This is a genomic window from Paenibacillus pasadenensis DSM 19293, from assembly GCF_000422485.1.
GTDB lineage: Bacteria > Bacillota > Bacilli > Paenibacillales > Paenibacillaceae > Paenibacillus_O > Paenibacillus_O pasadenensis.
Map to the genome: position 1 here is coordinate 464891 of NZ_AULW01000001.1, position 17793 is coordinate 482683.

The following is a 17793-nucleotide window of genomic DNA, read 5'->3' on the forward strand; positions in this document are numbered from 1 at the left end:
CTGCTTCTTCAACCGCGTCACCGCTTTACATTCGCATAGAACAGCCTGTCCGCCGTTTACGAAAAGCTCCAGATGCGCTATAGTACGTTTCAGGCCGTTTTATAACCTTACATCTTATGTCATGACAGGCATGTCAGAAAGAAGGGCTTTATCCATGATTCCTCATTCCTCGCCTGCCGGACGCCGTCCGACATGGCTTGCCGTCGCCGGCATCCTGCTCATCGCCGCCAACATGCGCGCCGCGATCACCTCGGTCGGTCCGCTGCTCGACCGGATCGCGACGGATTATCGCCTGAGCAGCGAGATGTCCGGCTTGCTTACCTCGCTGCCGCTGCTCGCCTTCGGAGCGATGTCGCTGCTGGCTCCCCGCCTGGCCGAAAAGCTCGGCTCCGAGCGCTCGCTGCTGTACGGCTTGGCGCTGCTGCTCGCCGGCATGCTGATCCGCGCGCTCCCTGGAACGGAGGCGCTGTTCGCGGGCACCGCGCTGCTCGGGCTCGCGATCGCCGTCAGCAACGTGCTGCTGCCGAGCCTCATCAAGCGCGACTTCCCGGGACAGATCGGACTGCTGACCGGCTCCTACTCCGTGACGATGAGCGTCTTCGCGGCGATCGCTTCCGGCGCGTCGGTGCCGCTCGCCGCATTGCCGGGCTGGGACTGGAGCCGCTCGCTGCTGCTCTGGGCGCTGCTCGCCGCGCTGGCGTTCGCGGTCTGGCTGCCGGTCAGCCTGAGCTCCAAGCGCGTGACTGCCGCCGCTCCGGCCCAGTCTCCGGCGCGCATGCTGCGCTCGCCGCTCGCTTGGCGGATCACGCTGTATATGGGCCTGCAGTCGCTCACGTTCTATGCGACGATCACCTGGCTGCCCGTGCTGTTTCACGAGCGCGGCTTCAGCGCGGCGTCGGCGGGCTGGCTGCTGTCGCTGATGCAGCTGGTCAGTCTGCCTACCTCCTTCTTCGTTCCCGTCTGGGCGAGCCGGATGCGCTCCCAGGTGCCTCTCGTCGGCATTGCCGGCGCCCTTTCCTTGAGCGGATATGCCGGGCTGCTTTGGGGCTCGGCGTCGATGTCGCTGCTCTGGATCACGCTGCTCGGCTTGAGCCAAGGCGCCACGATTTCGCTGGCGCTGACGTTTTTCGGCCTTCGCACGCGCACGGCGGCAGAAGCCGCCCGCCTGTCGGGCATGGCCCAGTCGATCGGCTATTTTCTCGCCGCTTTCGGCCCGGTGCTGCTCGGCACGCTCCATGACCGGACCGGCTCGTGGAATCCGGTGCTGGCCGTGCTGCTGCTCGTCTCCGTCGTTGTCGTCGCCCTAGGCCTCGGCGCCGGCCGGCCGGGCACGATCAGCGAGCCGCATGGCGGCGCGAGCGGGCTGCGCTCGCCGGCCGGCGGCAAGCTGACCGGACCTGCCCGCTGACAAACGGGCGGCTGACGGCCCGCCAGACGGGCGGCTCGGCTTTTCAACCTGAATTCGCTCTCCCCCAAGCCTCGGTCCTTGCTCAGGACCGGGCTTTTTTTGCCTTCATTTTCCTGTATTAGGATCTTCTAAGAAGGATACCCAGGCTCGTCCTCCGATGCTACAATCGGCCCACAACGCATAAGGAGGCGCTCCAACATGAACCATCACCACCATCCGATGCTTCGCCGTCTGCTTGTCGTCACGGCCGCCGCGACGCTTGTCGCCGGACTCTCGCTGCCCTCTACGGCCGCCGCCAGCACCGCCGCAGTATCGTCCGTCTCGACATCGGCGGCAAGCGCTTCGGCTGACGATGCAGCCGCATCCGTCTCGGCCAGTTCGAAAGCCGACCGCATCATCGCCTTCGCCCAGTCGCTGCGAGGCAAGGTCAAGTACGTCTATGGCGCGAACCAGCCGTCCCGGCTTGTTTTCGACTGCTCCTCGTTTACGAAATATGTGTTCGCTTCCGAAGGCGTCAGCCTGAAATGGGGCTCGACGGCGCAAAGCAAGCAAGGCGTCAAGGTCGGCAAGGACAGCCTTCGCAAAGGCGATCTGATGTTCTTCCGCAGCAGCAGCGGCTCTTCCTCGAAGATCAGCCATGTGGGCATCTACATAGGCGACGGCAAGTTCATCCATAATACGATCGGCTCCAATGTGAACGGCGTCGTCATCAGCAGCTTCAACAGCAGCTATCAGAAACGATTCGTCTCCGCCGCGCGCGTGCTATAGCGAGCGCCATCTCCCTAAACGCCCCTCGTTCCGGCCGTTCCACGGCCTGGATCGAGGGGCGTTTCCGTTGGTTTTCACATGCTTCCATTCGCTTCCGTTCGCTTCCGCCCGCTTCGGACGTCCGGCTTTGATTGGAGACTCGCCGCCGATTCATCGTTCGGATTTTGGTCATTTTATTCGATGGAACCTATACATTCTCTCTTCCAAACTACTGATAGGCGAATGATTTTCATCCCCACCGTTGACACATCCGTTTTCCTGAGCTACGATATCAACTGTCGCCGATAGGCGCGTTCGTATATCCTCGGGAATCGGCCCGAGGGTCTCTACAAGGAACCGTAAATTCCTGGCTACGAACGGGTTGCTTTTCGCATACCCGTTTGCAGCCGGGAATTTTTGCGTCCAAAGGAGAATGAAGGTCATGGGAAAATATGATGTCATCGTCGTCGGAGCCGGTCCGGCCGGAATCTTCGCCTGCTACGAGCTCACGCTCAAAGCGCCGCAGCTGAAGGTGCTGCTCGTCGACAAGGGCCACTCGATCGACCGCCGCAGCTGTCCAATTCTCGAAGAGAAGATCCAGCTCTGTCCTCCGCCCGCGGGCAAGAAGGAATTCGCCGGCTGCCTGCCGGCCTGCTCGATCACCGCCGGCTTCGGCGGCGCCGGCGCGTACAGCGACGGCAAGTTCAACATCACGACCGAATTCGGCGGCTGGCTGACGGACTATCTGCCTCCTTCTCAAGTGCTGGAGCTCATCCGCTACGTCGACCGCATCAACCTCGAGCACGGAGCGACGACGGCAATCACCGATCCGACGACCGATACGATCCGCGACATCGAGCAGCGCGGCTACGCCGCCGGCCTCAAGCTGCTGCGCGCCGAGGTGCGCCATCTGGGCACGGAGCAGAACCTCGCGATTCTGAAGTCGATCTTCGACTACTTGCAGACGCGCATCGACATGCGCTTCAAGACCGAGGTCGAGGATCTCGTCACCGTCAAGGAGAACGGCGCGCACCGCGTGACCGGCATTACGATCCGCGGCGGCGAGACGCATGAAGCCGACGTCGTCATGGTCGCCCCAGGCCGCGACGGCTCCGCCTGGCTGACCGAGGTGCTGAAGCGCCGACGCCTCAAGATGCACAACAACCAGGTCGACGTCGGCGTGCGCGTAGAGACGAGCGACGTCGTCATGCGCGAGATCAACGAGCATCTGTACGAGGGCAAGTTCATCTACAACACTTCCGTCGGCACGCGCGTGCGCACGTTCTGCAGCAATCCGTCCGGCCACGTCGTCGTCGAGAACCACAGCGGCGTCATGGCGGCCAACGGCCACTCCTACAAGGATCCGGCGCTCGGCTCGTCCAACACGAACTTCGCGCTGCTCGTCTCGCACCGCTTCACCGAGCCGTTCGACAAGCCGAACGAGTACGCGCGCGAGATCTGCCAGCGGGCCAACGACCTGTCGAGCGGCGGCGTCATCGTGCAGAAGTACGGCGACATCCTGCGCGGACGGCGATCCACCGCGAGCCGTATCCGCGAGGGCTTCCTAGAGCCGACGCTGCATGAGGCGGTGCCGGGCGATCTCGGCCTCGTGCTGCCCTACAACACGATGCGCAGCCTGATCGAGATGGTCGAGGCGCTGGAAAAGGTGACGCCGGGCATCGCGTCCGAGCATACGCTGTTCTACGGCGTCGAAGCGAAGTTCTACTCCGCCCGTCCGAAGCTCACGAACGACCTGGAGACGGAGATTTCCGGCCTGTACTGCGGCGGCGACGGAGCCGGCATCACGCGCGGCCTCGCCCAGGCCGGCGCGGCCGGCGTCTGGATCGCGCGCGCCATGCTGCGCCGGACGAGCGGCTCCGCTGCCGGAGCGGAGGCGGCTCTGCCGACGCTCTGACGGCGCTGCTGGCGGACGATTACATTCGGGGGGACCAACATTCGGCGGACGACCAGAAAGCGGGATCGCTCGGCGGCGCGGGCATTCGAAACCGGCATTCGCTTCGCGGCGCGGGGACTCGAAACCGGTATTCGCTTCGCGGAGCGGCATCGAAACCGACATCGCTTCGCGGCGCGGGGACTCGTTCCGATCTCCCTGGAGCCCAGATTCCTTTGATTCTATTTTTCCAAAACGGAAGGAATCCGGCCTCCAAGGGAACCGCTGCCGCTTCTCCACGAGCCCCCGTCCGCTTCGCATCCGGTTTCAACCTCGCTGACGGCTTGATCGCCTCGCCTGAGGCCATTGCAATTTCTATCGTCTCCGGCTGAACGCGGAGTACGATCAGGCCAATCAAGCAGAGCGGGCCGCTGCCGTTCGGAGAAGCGTCAGCGGTCTTTTGCTACGCCAATCCCGCCTCAGCGCCCCCACCAGTGGTACTTTTACCACTAACGGGCGCCTTTTCCGCCGCAGCGCTTCCACCAGTGGTATTTTTACCACTGACGTGCAGGCTCCCCGGCACGCGGGGCCAAGGCTACCCATAATGTCAAAAAAGGCCGCTCCCGGACTTCCGGGAACGGCCTTTTCAATCATGTGCGTTTAGAATGCAGCGACGATCGCGCCTTTGTACGTCTCGTCGATGAAGGTTTTCACTTCTTCGCTGTTGAGCGCCTTGGCCAGCTTCTGGATCGCCTCGGAGTCCTTGTTATCCGGACGGGCGACGAGGATGTTGGCGTACGGGGAGTCCTTGCTCTCGATGAAGAGGGCGTCCGCCGTCGGGTTCAGGTCGGCTTCGAGCGCATAGTTCGTGTTGATGACGGCCAGATCGACTTCGCCGAGCACGCGCGGCAGCGTCGCGGCTTCCAGCTCCTTGAACTTGAGGTTCTTCGCGTTCTCGGTCACGTCCTTCACCGTCGCGGCGATGCCGACGCCTTCCTTGAGCGTGATCAGGCCGTTCTCGGCCAGCAGCGCCAGCGCGCGGCCGCCGTTCGTCGCGTCGTTCGGGATCGCTACGGTCGCGCCGTCCTGAAGCTCGTCGACGGACTTGATCTTGTCGGAGTAGGCGCCCATCGGCTCGACATGCACGTTCACGACCTTCACGAGGTCATAGCCGCGCTCTTTGTTCTGATCGTCGAGGTAAGGCACATGCTGGAAGAAGTTCGCGTCGAGCTGCTTCTCGTACAGCTGCACGTTCGGCTGCACGTATTCGGTGAACTCCTTCACGACGAGGTCGACGCCTTCCTTGGCCAGCTGATCCTTGACGTGGTTCAGGATCTCGGCATGCGGAACCGCGGTCGCTCCGACGGTCAGCGTGACCGGCTCGGCAGCCGCGCCGCCGCTGTTCGCAGCGTTGTCAGCCGGAGCGTTGTTGCCTTCGTTTTTGGCGCCGCAAGCAGCGAGCGATACGGCCAGCGCCGCGACGGTGATTCCTTTGAGCCATTTGTTCATGGTTAACCCTCCTGTAGGTTCTCTCTATAATAAAAATCGTATAGCTAGGTTCACTTGCGGCTGATCTTGCGCACCAGCCAGTCGCCGAGCATCTGCAGCAGCTGGACCAAAAGGATGAGCACGACGACCGCGACGATCATGACCTCGGTCTGATACCTCTGGTAGCCGTAGCGGATCGCCAGATCCCCGAGTCCGCCGCCGCCGACGACGCCCGCCATCGCGGTGTACGAGACGAGCGTAATCGCCGTCACGGTGACGGCCGCCAGCAGGCCGGGCCGGGATTCGCGCAGCAGCACCCGCCGCACGATGTCCCATTTGGACGCGCCCATCGCCTGGGCGGCCTCGATGATGCCGCGGTCGATCTCGCGCAGCGCCGTCTCGACGAGCCGGCCGAAAAACGGCGCGGCGCCGATGACGAGCGGCGGAATCGTGCCGGCGACGCCGATCGTCGTGCCGGCGATCTCCTTGGTGAGCGGCATGACGGCGATCATCAGGATGATGAACGGCACCGAGCGCAGAATATTGACGACGAGGGACAAGAACGAGTAGACGACCGGAAGATAGAGCAGCTGGCGGCTGGACGTCAGATAGAGCAGGACGCCGATGACGAGGCCGAGCGCGATCGTGAACACGAGCGACAGGCCGAGCATCGACAAGGTGTCCTGCGTGGCGGTCCAGATCTCGGCCGGATCGATGCGGCTCCAGTCCATCCCGGTAGAGCGCAGCGCGCTGAGGTTCCCGCTCATGGCAGCACCTCCGCGTCGATGCCGCTGCTCCGCAGGGAGGCGATCGCCCCGTCGATGTCGGACGGGCTGCCGCTCAGCTCGACGAGCAGCTGGCCGTACGGCGTATGCTTCATCCGCGACACCGTTCCTTGCAGGATGGCGCATTGGACCGCGCTGCCTTTGACCGCCTCGAACAGCACCGGCTCATACGTCTCCTCGCCGACGAAGTGCAGCCGCACCAGCTTCGATCCGGCCCGCCGCGGCAGCGGAGCGCCGCCCTCCAGCTCGGACAGCTCGTCCGCGAACTGCTTGGTCACGCCATGCGCAGGACGCAGGAACACGTCCAGCACCGGCCCTTCCTCGACGACGCGTCCGGCGTCCATGACGGCGACGCGGTCGCAGATCGAGCGGATGACCTGCATCTCGTGGGTGATGAGGATGATCGTCAGCCCCAGCTTCTCGTTGATGCTCAGCAGCAGCGAGAGGATCGAGCTCGTCGTCTGCGGGTCGAGCGCCGAGGTCGCCTCGTCGCACAGCAGCACGGCCGGCTCGGCCGCCAGCGCCCGCGCGATGCCGACGCGCTGCTTCTGCCCGCCGGACAGCTGCGCCGGATATTTGTCTCCGTGCGCCTGCAGCCCGACGAGCTCCAGCAGCTCGTCCACGCGCGCCGCCTGCCTGCGCTTGCTTTGGCCCGCCAGCACGAGCGGGAACGCGATGTTCTCGCGCACCGTGGCGCTCGTCAGCAGGTTGAAATGCTGGAAGATCATGCCGATCCGCCGGCGCTCCGCCTGCAGCTCGCGCTCCTTGAGCGACGTCAGCTCCCGGCCGCCGAACAACACCTTGCCGGAGCTCGGACGCTCCAGCAGGTTCATGCAGCGGATCAGCGAGCTCTTGCCCGCGCCGGAATGGCCGATGATGCCGTAGATTTCTCCCGGCTCCACCTTGAGCGAGACGTCCTTGACAGCGTCGACCGTGCCTCCGCGTCCCTTGTAGATCTTGGTGACATGCTGCAACTCGATCAGGTTAATCCCTCCTGCACAACACCGCCCGTCAATATTCCTACAAAACCAAGTGATTTAAGTGGTATTATAGAGTCTGACCTATCATTTGTCTATAGCGGCTTGCATGAATTTTAGATTGCGAAAGGAACCGAAAAAGCATACCCCGGTTACCAAACAACTTATTTTAAAGGTACCCGAAAATGGTGTCAATGCACCTCATCACCGCGAGACTGCAAGAAACGAAGGGCTTGCGCCCGAGCGCCCGCTCCTCGATGATAAAAGAAACGAACCGATCGCTACAGCTGGAGGTGCCTGGTTGATCTACTTCATTAAAGCCATCTATAGCTTCCTGCTGCCGCCCGGCCTGTTCCTGCTGCTGCTCGGCGCCGCCTCGTGGCGCATGCTCCGGCGAGACCGCCGCTGGGCGATGCTGCCGCTCGCGGCGCTGCTGCTGCTCTATGCGCTGTCCTCGCCGTGGGCGGCCGACGGGCTCGCCCGCAGCCTCGAGCAGCGGTATCCGCAGCCCGCCCTGAATGAGACGGCGGGCGACGTCATCGTCGTGCTCGGAGCGGGCGCCGTGCCGGACACGCCGGATGTCGGCGGCCTCGGCAACATGTCCGCCACCGCCGAGGCGCGGCTGCTCGCCGCGGTCCGGCTGTCGCGCTCGACCGGGCTGCCGGTGCTGTTCAGCGGCGGCCAGGTGTACCCGGACAGCGGCAACGAGGCCGACATCGCCGGCCGCCAGCTGCGGGAGCTCGGCTTGCCCCCGGACCGCATCCTGCTGGAGAACCGCTCGCTCAATACGGAGCAGAACGCGCAGCTGACGCGCAGCCTCCTGGACGAGCGCGGCCTGAGCCGCCCGGTGCTGCTGACGAGCGCGCTCCATCTGCCCCGCGCCCTGGAGCAGTTCCGCAAGGCCGGCCTCGAGCCTCTTCCCTATCCGGTCGATCATGCGGCTCCGGTCCAGCCGCGCTGGTACTGGAGCAAGCTGCTGCCCTCCGGCGCCGCGCTCGCGCTCAGCCAGGCGGCGCTCAAGGAGCATCTCGGCCTGGCCGCGCTGAAGCTCGGCCTGTGAGGCCTCCCGCATCCGGGAACATTTCCCTCCTTCGGCGCAACTTTTCCAGTCCGGGCGCGTTCTTAGTTACGGGAGTTTCACGGGGAATCACCCTGCATGCAGGAAGCGAAAAGGAGTCGTTCACGTTCATGAAATGGTGGAAAAGCCTGGCCCTGCTCAGCCTTGCCGCCGCGCCGCTCTACGGAGCCGCCGGCGAAGCGAGCGCCGAGCCGGGAGTCAACACGATCACGCTGACCAAAGGAAGCAAGCAGATGGACAAGGACGGCGCGGCGATTACGGCGGTGCAGCCGCTGACGATCAAGAACGACGTCAGCTACGCGGCGTTCAGCACGCTCGCCCAGCTGTACGGCTACAAGACGTCCTACGACGCCAAGGCCAAGGAATCGATCGCCAAGACGCCGAGCGGCGAGATCCGCTTCCGGATGAATACGAAGGACATCTGGGTCGACGGGACCAAATGGACCGGCGAGGCGGCGAGCTACTCCGAAAAAGGCTCGCTCATGATTCCGATCCGCACCTGGGCCAAGATCAGCGGCAGCAGCATCAGCTTCAGCGGCAAGCAGATCCTGCTCCGCTGGACGGAGCAGCAGGCGCCGACCGCAGGCTTCCAGGTGCAGCCTGCCGTCATCTATGCCGGCGATCCGGTGACCTACGTCGACCAGTACGCCTCGCCGTCCGGAGCGCCGCTGCTGAATGAAGAATGGACGGGACGCCAGGACGTCTTCTTCGAGCCGGGCACGTATACGGTGACTCGGCGCGCGCAGGATGCGGACGGCAACTGGAGCGAGCCGTTCACCGTCACGGTGCAGGTGCTCGCGGTCAACCAGCCGCCGGTCGCCGACTTCACGACCGACAAGCCGGTCTACCGCCAAGGCGAGAAGATCGCCTACACGGATCTGAGCAGCGACGACAACAACGCGATCGATCCCGCCAAGACGAAGTGGACGGGCAAGCAGGACGCCTTCTTCTCGCCCGGAGACCATACGGTCACGCTTTCCGTCACCGATGCGCAGGGACTGACGTCGACCGTCAGCAAGACGATCTCCGTCACCGACGAGATCCTCTACACGGAGAATGAATTCGGCCTGCTGTTCGCTCAGCCGGGCGAGAAGATCCGCGTCGACGGCGATCAGGTGCTGAACATCCCGACGCGCAGCTACGACTTCGACTCCGAGCCGTCCAAGATGATCCGCAGCAACAGTCCGGAGATCTGGAACGAGGAAGGCATCGTCTTCGACGACCAGTTCGACGGCAAGGTGCGGCTGCTGTTCCACAACAAGAACAACATGTCCGGCAACGTGCGCATGTATCTGGCCGTCACCAACGAGGGCTACCAGACGGCGCGCTTCGGCGTCGGCGCGACCGGCACCGGCGGCCCCGACCCGTCCGAGATCCGCACCGGCAAGCTGTCGACGATCCGCTATCTGACCGCCGTCAACGCCAATGGACCGCAGACGTACACGGACATCAAGGCGGGCGAGACGAAGCTCGTGCTGAACGAAATCTCGCAAAATGCGATCAAGCCGGGCATGGTGTACTCCGCCTACGCGGACGTCACCGCCGACCGCACGCTGCGCTTCCGCGTCGTCGTCGTGCGGGACGGCCGCGAGCCGATCGCCGCGCTCGACCAGCTCTCGCTGCTGCCGGCGGACGGCACCCACACGCGCGGCTCGTTCAACAACACGACGCGCGACATCCACATCGACGGCATGCTCGGCGAAGGCGGCAAGGCGGAGCGCGTCGTGCTCGGCGACAACAAGCTCGATCCGTACCTCGACGGCTACGACAACTCCGACGGCTCGCTGCAGCTCAACCGGGGCAACTTCGGCGTGCTGTACAAAATGACGGTCACGCTCGCCCCGCGCACGGTCATCTACCTCAATCCGCGCGGCGGCCTATATGCGGGAGCGTTCATCGTCAACGGCCAGATCGTGCCGGTGACGAACAACGAGCAGCTCAAGAACTCCAGCGAGGCGGCCGTGCTGCACCGCTCCGGCGACAGCCCGGAGACGGTCGAGCTCAAGTACATGATCGCCTCCGGCAGCAACCTGCCGATCACGATGGTGTTCCAGCCGATGCCTCCTCTCAAGAGCTAGAAGGGCAAGAAAGGAGCCTGACCGTTGACGCTGAAATGGCGGGACGAGTACGAGCCGGAGCATCCGGAGGATGTCCGCGCGAGCCGGCGGAAGAGATGGATTCGCGACGCCGTGCTGGGGCTTCTGCTGCTGGCCGTATGCGTCCTGGCGGCGAAGCATTTCTCCGCGCGCGTCTTCGAGCTGGACGGCACCCTCTACAAGCTGGAGTCGGCTGCCGGAGAGACGAGGCGGTACGCGCCGGTGACGGGCAGCGCGGCCGGAGCGGTCGTCGCAGCCGGCTCGGACACGGAGAGGGTCGTCACGGCCGGCGGCTACCAGTTCCGCATCGAGGAGCTCGTAGCCGAGGCGGGCAAGCCGCCTGCCATGGCCGACGCGGTGTTCCGCATCGCCTATCCCGGGGGCGAGGCTTACCGGGTCGAATGGTCGCAAGGGCTGCTGTTTGCTTATGACGCCGAGGGAGAGTTCTATGCCGGCGCGGCCGCCTATGCGAACGGAGCTCCCGTCGGCGGCGGCACCGTTCCGGAGCGGTTCCATCCTGCTGCCGTCTTGACGGCAGCCTACCCGGACTTTCAGGAAAGCCGCGGCCAGCCGATCCCGTTCGGCCTCGCCGTGCTGCTGTTCGTTCTCGGCTGGGGCCTGCTGCGCTTCGAGCGGGTGCGGAGTACGTTCTACTGGCTCTCCCTCGACTGGCTGCGCCGGGAAGACCCCGATCCGGAGTCCGGCGAGTTGGGCTACTACAAGCTGCCCGGCATCATCTTCCTGGTCGGCGGCGCCCTGCTCGGAATGTCCTCGCTGTAGGGAGGAATCGGGTTCCGCAATGATCGCAATAGAAAGGGACGAAACGGCGCCTGCGCCGTTTCGTCCCTTTTTCGTCCCTGCCTCTCTCCAAGCGCTCGTCCAAGCGGACGGAACGATCGGCGGCGTGCCGGATTACGGCGCGCGCAGCGCCTGCTCCTTGCCGCCGATCGTCTGCTCGTAGCGGGCGATCTTGTCGTCGAGCCGCCGGAGCGTGCTCGTCATGTCGTCGATCTTCTCCGCCAGCCGGCCGCGCTGCTCGACGAGCAGCGTCTTGCGCGCATCCAGCGTGCCGTCTCCCTGCTGGAACAGCGCCAGGTATTCGATCAGCATCTCGACCGGCAGGCCGGCTTTCTGCCGCATGCACTTGACGAAGTCGATCCATTTCAAGTCTTCTTCCCCATAGTCCCGAATCCCGCTGGCGCTTCGGCGCACCGGCGGAATCAAGCCGATGCGCTCGTAATAGCGGAGCGTATCCTGCGACAGCCCGAACCGCTCGCTCACTTCCGATATGGTCATCGGCATCACTGCGGGCCGACGACCGGATGCGGCACATAAGGCGCCTCGAGCGCAGCGGCTTCCTCCGGCGTCAGCTGGACCGACAGCGCGGCCACGGCCGTTTCGAGATGGGCGGCCTTCGTCGCGCCGACGATCGGAGCGGATACCGGCGACTGCTGCAGCAGCCAAGCGAGCGCGACCTGAGCGCGAGGAGCTTCCCGCTGCTCGGCGATGGCGGCGAGGCGATCGACGATCGCCTGATCGGCTTCGGCCATGCGGTCGTATTTCGACTTCTGCACCTGATCCGTCTCCGAGCGGAGCGTCGACTCCTCCCGGCCGCGCGTCAGCCGTCCGCCCGCGAGCGGGCTGTAAGGAATGACGCCGATGCCCTCCTCCCGGCATAGCGGCAGCATCTCTCGCTCCTCCTCGCGATAGATGAGGTTGTAATGGTTCTGCATGGAGACGAACTTCGTCCATCCCCGTTTCTCGGCCACATGCAGCGCCTTCTGGAACTGCCAGGCGAACATCGCGGAAGCGCCGATGTAGCGCGCCTTGCCTGCCTTGACGACGTCATGCAGAGCCTCCATCGTCTCCTCGATCGGCGTGTCGTAGTCCCAGCGGTGGATCTGGTACAAGTCCACATAGTCCGTGCCCAGCCGGCTCAGGCTCTTGTCGATCTCGCTCAGGATCGCCTTGCGGGACAGCCCGGCCCCGTTCGGACCGTCGTGCATGCGGAAATGCACCTTCGTCGCGATCACGACCTCATCCCGGTTCGCGTAATCCCGCAGCGCGCGTCCGAGATATTCCTCGCTCGTGCCGGCCGAGTAGACATTCGCCGTGTCGAAGAAGTTGATGCCGAGCTCCAGCGCCTGCCGGATCACTTCCCGGCTCCGCTCCTCGTCCAGCACCCACGGATGCGTCCAGCGCGTCGCGTCGCCGAAGCCCATGCAGCCCAAGCAGATCCGCGAGACGTCCAATCCGGTCTTTCCCAGCTTCACGTAGTCCATTCGTTGCAGCGCTCCTTCGGATTCATAGTGGCCAGCCTATGGAAAGTCTACCTCCTGGAGTCCTCTCCAAGTCAAGCCTTGCCGCGTCGAAATTATGTGAAACTTGATGCCAGCTCTCGGGATGAATCCCATCGCCGGAATTCAGTTAAAAATGTGCTCTTCCTGACTTTACTGCTTAAAATAGTCCATAGAAACAACTACAACTCAATTTTTGTCATTATGAACTCTCCAATTTGTGTCACTTAATAAACACGATATATACCTTGTCTTTGTCCAATGCTATTTCTTCTTTATAAAGAAAAACTTTACCCTTCAGGTAAGCCGGAAGGTTCTTGATCAGGTGCTGCACGGCGAGTAATGTATGGTCACCGAAATCATAGATCACCAAAAACTTGAGCGCCTCAGCCGGATTGACCGACTTCACTTTGGACTTACCTTCAAGCAACCCAGTGATATCCTTAATAAGACCCGTTTTCTGTTGAGCACCAAACTTAAATCCATTATTAATCGGCTTATTACATTTTATCTCAGCTAAAACATTAATATCCCCTGTGACTACAAGGTCATAACCATTGTCGCTTGGCTTGATGTTTAATACTTGATCCAAATAAACTTGATAATTTTCCCTGACGTAAGGGAAGCGTTCACTAACCCATTCAATGAAGCGGACTGTGGTTCTGTAAGTAATAATATTATGAATGTCTCTGAGTGTAGTCTTAATATCTTCAAAGTCTTCAATCGACAATTTTGAATAGTAATCTTCGGAATTGCCGGTTATTTTGTCCGTGACAAATCGGTTGAAGCGCTCCTTAAGTTCGGACTCGCGATGATAAGGATCGCTCATAAATACCCCCATCTAAATCGAAAATCCAAAAGCATCTGATTCAACACTTTACCCGTTTTCAAACGCTCTACAATATGATCCCGATGATGATCTGTATCTACATCAACCGAGAAATAATCATCACAAGTATTTAGTTTATTGATAAAGTCATCCTCGTAATGGTGGACATATTCTAAGAAAGTTTCCTTCTCAAGTTCATCATTAAACAACAGAACAACCTCAAAAAATCTTCTTCGAACGTGGGCCTCTTCCTGATCTTCTTCATTGTAAAGAAACTCGTTCAGTTTATACGACGCGCTATCCATCGTGAAATATTTAAATGGATAATCTGCATGCACCTTGTGTTCTCCAAAATTGAGGAACGCCCACTTTGGAGCAGGTGTGCTGTACCTGCCACCATCAAGTATGACAATTAAGTCATTGAATAGCTGCGTGTTAAAGTATTTGATTCTGAGTTCTCGATACATTGTAGATGAATTTATCAATGCATATGAGTAGAACTCAGGTATGCGCCTGTCATATTCGTCATCTTCATTATTAATAGTGATTGTGAATTCAGGTTTAATGCAGTTGTAATAGCCGCCTTCACCATTTTTCCATTCGCTCTTATTTTCAAGTCGCTTAAGGACTTGTTCCAATGGAGATCTGGTCAATAGGAATCGTTTCTTCCATAAATACTCGACATTATTAATATCCGCGCTACGATTAATATCGGTATTAGTGTCGCCCACCCTTGTGTAGATGTGATTAGCACGAACTATTCTTCCTTGATCCTTATAATCTTCGGTTAGATAATACGGAGTGTCAGTACTATTCTTTATGACCAACACATCAACTTCCAAACCAGAGATAATGAAGTTACGTACTTCAACTCTAGGTCGAATACCTGAAACGAACTTCTTATCCTTTAAAAAATCAATCATATGTTGCTGAGTCCTTCGATTTTCATCGTCCTTAACCCCAACGACCTCGTATGTCCCGTCAACTACTCCAAATATAATGTAGGCATCTCTGTCTACACGATTATTCGCCATGCAAATAATATCGTGTAACAGATTAGCCGAATTACTATGATACTTCACTTTGAAGTCCCAATAATCGTCTTCACGCTTTGAGTCGATTAGCATCAGTACTTCTTCCCTAAGTTCAAACATCATCTTCTCACCTTGGCTTTCCTTGCCCCAGGCACGAAATCATTTCGACACCATCTGACAAAGTTATTAGAGTGGAGAAGGTACGTTTTAACTGTCTTTTCCTCAAGAATACCTTCACATTGCTTTTCCAAAACCTCTTTCTCATATTGCTCGAACATTATCTCCAACTGCTTTATAAACTCGGAAGAAGCCTTCATTGATTTGAACACCCCCGGACAAGTAATAAGCTCATTATACTTTTCGGGAATCATTTGTATAGATAAGGAAGTGATGTGATTCACTGTTGTGTTTGGAGTTTGTGAGTTAATGATTGTGATTAGGAAATTACCGATTTTGTTCATCTGCTACAGTGAATATCCGCTACAAGAAAATAGCTGCCGTTTGTCGTGACAGTTGCGGAACCCCATAGCACGGATTACTCATCTTTATAGATGTTAGACTCAAAAAGTACAACTGCTGTTTAGTCAGCTTCTTGATAGGAATATCAAAGTGGAAAAACGCTGACGCTAATCAGCATCGTCAATTTGCATGGATTTTTTTGTTTGCTGAGTAGATTTGGTCAGCGCGTTAGTGATGACCTCTAGTTCCTTTTATGAACAGTTTGGCCTATAGCATGTAAAAAGGACCATCCCCGTCATCGCTTGACGGGGATGGTCCTTTTTTTTATTCTCCGATCAGACCGCAGCGGGCTGATCCTGATTCAGATACACCGTCTTGCCCGTACGGGCCGACTCGTAGATCGCCTCGAGGATCTCGGTCACGACGAGCGCCTGCTCCGGCAGCACGACAGGGTCTTTGTCCTGCAGGATCGCGTCGATCCACGCCGCGCACTCGACGTCGATATCGCGCGCGCTGCTGCCGCTGTAGAACGCGACGCCGCCGGCGTTCAGGTCGATCTCCTTGACGAACAGGCGGCTGTTCTCCTCGCCGTTGATGCGCAGGCCGCCCTTCATGTCCGCGCCGCCCTCCGTGCCGCTGAGCGAGCATTTGGCCTCGTCGATGTCCAGCGTGTTGAGCGCCCAGCTCGCCTCGAGCGTGATCGTCGCGCCGTTCTCCATCTTGATGAAGCCCATCGCGGAGTCCTCGACCGTGAACTTCGCCGGGTCCCAGGGTCCCCAGGCGTTGGCCGCGTTCTCCTTGGAGCCGAGCTTGTGGTACACCGAGCCCGTCACGGACACCGGCTTGTAGTTGTCCATCATCCACAGCGTCAGGTCGAGCGCATGCGTGCCGATGTCGATGAGCGGACCTCCGCCCTGCTTCTCCTCGTCGAGGAAGACGCCCCAGGTCGGCACCGCGCGGCGGCGGATCGCATGGGCGCGGGCATAGTAGATGTCGCCCAGCTCCCCTGCCTCGCACACCTTTTTGAGATGCTGGCTGTCGCTGCGGAAGCGGTTGTTGTAGCCGATCGTCAGCTTTTTGCCGGTACGCTTCGCGGCGTCCAGCATCGCGCGGGCTTCCGCCGCCGTCTTGGCCATCGGCTTCTCGCACATGACATGCTTGCCCGCCTCGAGCGAGGCGATCGAGATCGGCGCATGAGAGTCGTTCGGCGTGCAGACGTGGATGACGTCGAGGCTTCCGTCCTTGAGCAGCTCGCGGTAGTCGGCGTAGACGCCGGCTCCCTCGATGCCGTACTTCTCCGCAGCGTCGCGAGCTTTGTCCACCTCGATATCGCAGAAAGCGGCGAGCACGACGTGCTTGTTCTGGCTGAGCGCGGGCAAGTGCTTGCCGTTTGCGATGCCGCCGCAGCCGATGATGCCGACTCGGAGCGTTTGGGTCATGTCAGAGTTCCTCCCGGTTCGATAATCTCGGACTTCGCGTCCATGCCTCTACTGTAGCACAGCGCAACAAGCGCGGGGACTATCGGAATCGGACATCGAGGGTGCGAAATCGCGACAACATGCATCGGACAGCCATGAGGCTCCGCTTGCTTCATCAAACGAGCCATTCGAACCATCTGCCGTGTCCGTCCGTCCTCGCCAGCGTCTCATGCTGCCAGCGGCCATTGATGAACGCCTCCAGATGGAGGTCCGGATCGCGAATATTGTTGTAGAGATGATAAACGTCTCTCGTACGTCCGATAGCTCGAACTTCGTCGATCAGCCGCTGTATGCCCTCTGGAGGAATCTGGTTCGCGACATGGGTATGGAAAATGCAGAGCGCCGATTTCGGCTCCACGGACCGCGCGGCTTCGGCCAGCATCGAGATGCCGTCTCCCTCCATCAGCCGCATCGGCACTTCCTTTCTCCGTGCAGCCGCCTGTTCGAACCGCTTCAGCCGATCCGCCTGCTCAGGCCAGATCAACGCCTTCAGCCATAAGCTCTCCTCCGCATCCTCCAAGTCGACCACCTTCAAATCGAGTCCGATCCGCGTCGAAACCGGCGGACTCTCTTCCAATAGAAACGGCGCTTTCCCGCCGCGAATCTCGGACGCAAGCTCAAGATCGGATCGCTTGCTTCCATAGGCGTTGCCGCCGGGATAGACATAGCGGTAGCGATCCCATGCCAGCTGGAGCCCTGCGCTCGTGCCGATTTCGATGAGCGCCAACGGCTTTCCTGCCATCCGGTAGATGCGGCAGAAGCTCGGATACAAATAGGCGCAACGCAGCACCTCGTTGGTTTGAACCCGCTTCGTCTCCAGCAAAGGCACGAGCTCGCTCTCGCGGCGCGAGCAAAACTCCCTGAACGAAGGAAACGCCTCTTCTGCGGCCCGCGGCATTTTCGACAAGGTCGGGTAGAAATCCGCCAGCGGCTCCTTCGTTCCTTGCAGCAACAAAAAATGAACGGCGCCCAACAGCAGATTGGGAGCCGGCTGCCCCGGCCGAGAGCGGGCCGCGAGCCGGAGCAGCTCCGAATCCTCTGCAACCCTTCTCGACAAGTGCTCATAAAGCTTGCTGGAGCCATGGCATTCCTTTTCCGCGAACATCCGGAACCGATGAGCTAAATCCTCCAAATTTCGCCACTCCTCCCTGCTTTCGATGGTTTCATCCTATCATGAATGTTCAAAATAAATATTTTTCATATTTTATAATGCTAATAAATAAAAA

Annotated in this window: 15 protein-coding genes and 1 riboswitch; of the genes, 6 read left to right on the forward strand and 9 right to left on the reverse strand. The window is 60.1% G+C overall.

Going from position 1 to position 17793, the window contains the following annotated elements; genetic code table 11:
• Positions 1 to 154 precede the first annotated feature (154 nt).
• From H582_RS0102045 to H582_RS25580, 3 genes are all read left to right on the forward strand, one after another.
• Entirely contained in the window at positions 155 to 1408 is a 1254-nt protein-coding gene (locus H582_RS0102045) for a CynX/NimT family MFS transporter (protein WP_240478903.1), read from the forward strand.
• A 198-nt stretch (positions 1409 to 1606) separates the two neighbouring features.
• A complete protein-coding gene (locus H582_RS0102050; protein WP_052332875.1) occupies positions 1607 to 2176 on the forward strand; it encodes a C40 family peptidase in 570 nt (189 codons plus the stop codon).
• Positions 2177 to 2450: 274 nt separating this feature from the next.
• Positions 2451 to 2549: riboswitch (purine riboswitch) on the forward strand.
• A gap of 48 nt (positions 2550 to 2597) precedes the next feature.
• Positions 2598 to 4070 (forward strand): NAD(P)/FAD-dependent oxidoreductase, encoded by a 1473-nt coding sequence (locus H582_RS25580; protein WP_043110747.1) that lies wholly within the window; start codon positions 2598 to 2600, stop codon positions 4068 to 4070.
• A 636-nt stretch (positions 4071 to 4706) separates the two neighbouring features.
• Here the strand turns inward: H582_RS25580 and H582_RS0102060 are convergent.
• Genes H582_RS0102060 through H582_RS0102070 form a run of 3 tightly spaced genes read right to left on the reverse strand, consistent with a single transcriptional unit; the run spans position 4707 to position 7302 of the window.
• Positions 4707 to 5555: a MetQ/NlpA family ABC transporter substrate-binding protein gene (locus H582_RS0102060; RefSeq protein WP_028597166.1), complete on the reverse strand. Its 849-nt coding sequence runs from the start codon at positions 5553 to 5555 to the stop codon at positions 4707 to 4709.
• Between the two features lie 50 nt (positions 5556 to 5605).
• Positions 5606 to 6265 carry a methionine ABC transporter permease gene (locus H582_RS0102065; protein ID WP_028597167.1) on the reverse strand — a complete coding sequence of 220 codons (660 nt, stop codon included), beginning with the start codon at positions 6263 to 6265 and terminating at the stop codon, positions 5606 to 5608.
• 32 nt (positions 6266 to 6297) lie between these two features.
• Positions 6298 to 7302: a methionine ABC transporter ATP-binding protein gene (locus H582_RS0102070; protein ID WP_028597168.1), complete on the reverse strand. Its 1005-nt coding sequence runs from the start codon at positions 7300 to 7302 to the stop codon at positions 6298 to 6300.
• Between the two features lie 295 nt (positions 7303 to 7597).
• Between H582_RS0102070 and H582_RS0102075 the strand changes: the two genes are divergently transcribed.
• From H582_RS0102075 to H582_RS0102085, 3 genes are all read left to right on the forward strand, one after another.
• The gene (locus H582_RS0102075) at positions 7598 to 8356 is read left to right on the forward strand and encodes a YdcF family protein (protein WP_028597169.1); all 759 of its coding nucleotides are present in this window, start codon (positions 7598 to 7600) and stop codon (positions 8354 to 8356) included.
• Between the two features lie 128 nt (positions 8357 to 8484).
• Positions 8485 to 10452: a stalk domain-containing protein gene (locus H582_RS25585; RefSeq protein ID WP_052332876.1), complete on the forward strand. Its 1968-nt coding sequence runs from the start codon at positions 8485 to 8487 to the stop codon at positions 10450 to 10452.
• A 24-nt stretch (positions 10453 to 10476) separates the two neighbouring features.
• Positions 10477 to 11250 (forward strand): hypothetical protein, encoded by a 774-nt coding sequence (locus H582_RS0102085; RefSeq protein ID WP_028597170.1) that lies wholly within the window; start codon positions 10477 to 10479, stop codon positions 11248 to 11250.
• A 132-nt stretch (positions 11251 to 11382) separates the two neighbouring features.
• Here the strand turns inward: H582_RS0102085 and H582_RS0102090 are convergent, their stop codons facing one another.
• From H582_RS0102090 to H582_RS0102120, 6 genes are all read right to left on the reverse strand, one after another.
• Entirely contained in the window at positions 11383 to 11766 is a 384-nt protein-coding gene (locus H582_RS0102090) for a MerR family transcriptional regulator (RefSeq protein ID WP_028597171.1), read from the reverse strand.
• Positions 11767 to 11771: 5 nt separating this feature from the next.
• Positions 11772 to 12752: an aldo/keto reductase gene (locus H582_RS0102095; RefSeq protein WP_028597172.1), complete on the reverse strand. Its 981-nt coding sequence runs from the start codon at positions 12750 to 12752 to the stop codon at positions 11772 to 11774.
• Between the two features lie 238 nt (positions 12753 to 12990).
• Complete coding sequence (locus tag H582_RS0102100) at positions 12991 to 13596, reverse strand: hypothetical protein (RefSeq protein ID WP_028597173.1); 606 nt, start codon at positions 13594 to 13596, stop codon at positions 12991 to 12993.
• Positions 13593 to 14753, reverse strand: a complete 1161-nt coding sequence (locus H582_RS25590; protein WP_043110748.1) for an ATP-binding protein — start codon at positions 14751 to 14753, stop codon at positions 13593 to 13595. The genes H582_RS0102100 and H582_RS25590 overlap by 4 nt, the downstream gene beginning before the upstream one ends.
• Before the next feature lie 671 nt (positions 14754 to 15424).
• Positions 15425 to 16528, reverse strand: a complete 1104-nt coding sequence (locus H582_RS0102115; RefSeq protein WP_028597175.1) for a Gfo/Idh/MocA family protein — start codon at positions 16526 to 16528, stop codon at positions 15425 to 15427.
• A gap of 154 nt (positions 16529 to 16682) precedes the next feature.
• On the reverse strand, positions 16683 to 17672 hold the full coding sequence (locus H582_RS0102120) for a DUF2332 domain-containing protein (protein WP_052332899.1): 990 nt from the start codon (positions 17670 to 17672) through the stop codon (positions 16683 to 16685).
• Positions 17673 to 17793 lie beyond the last annotated feature (121 nt).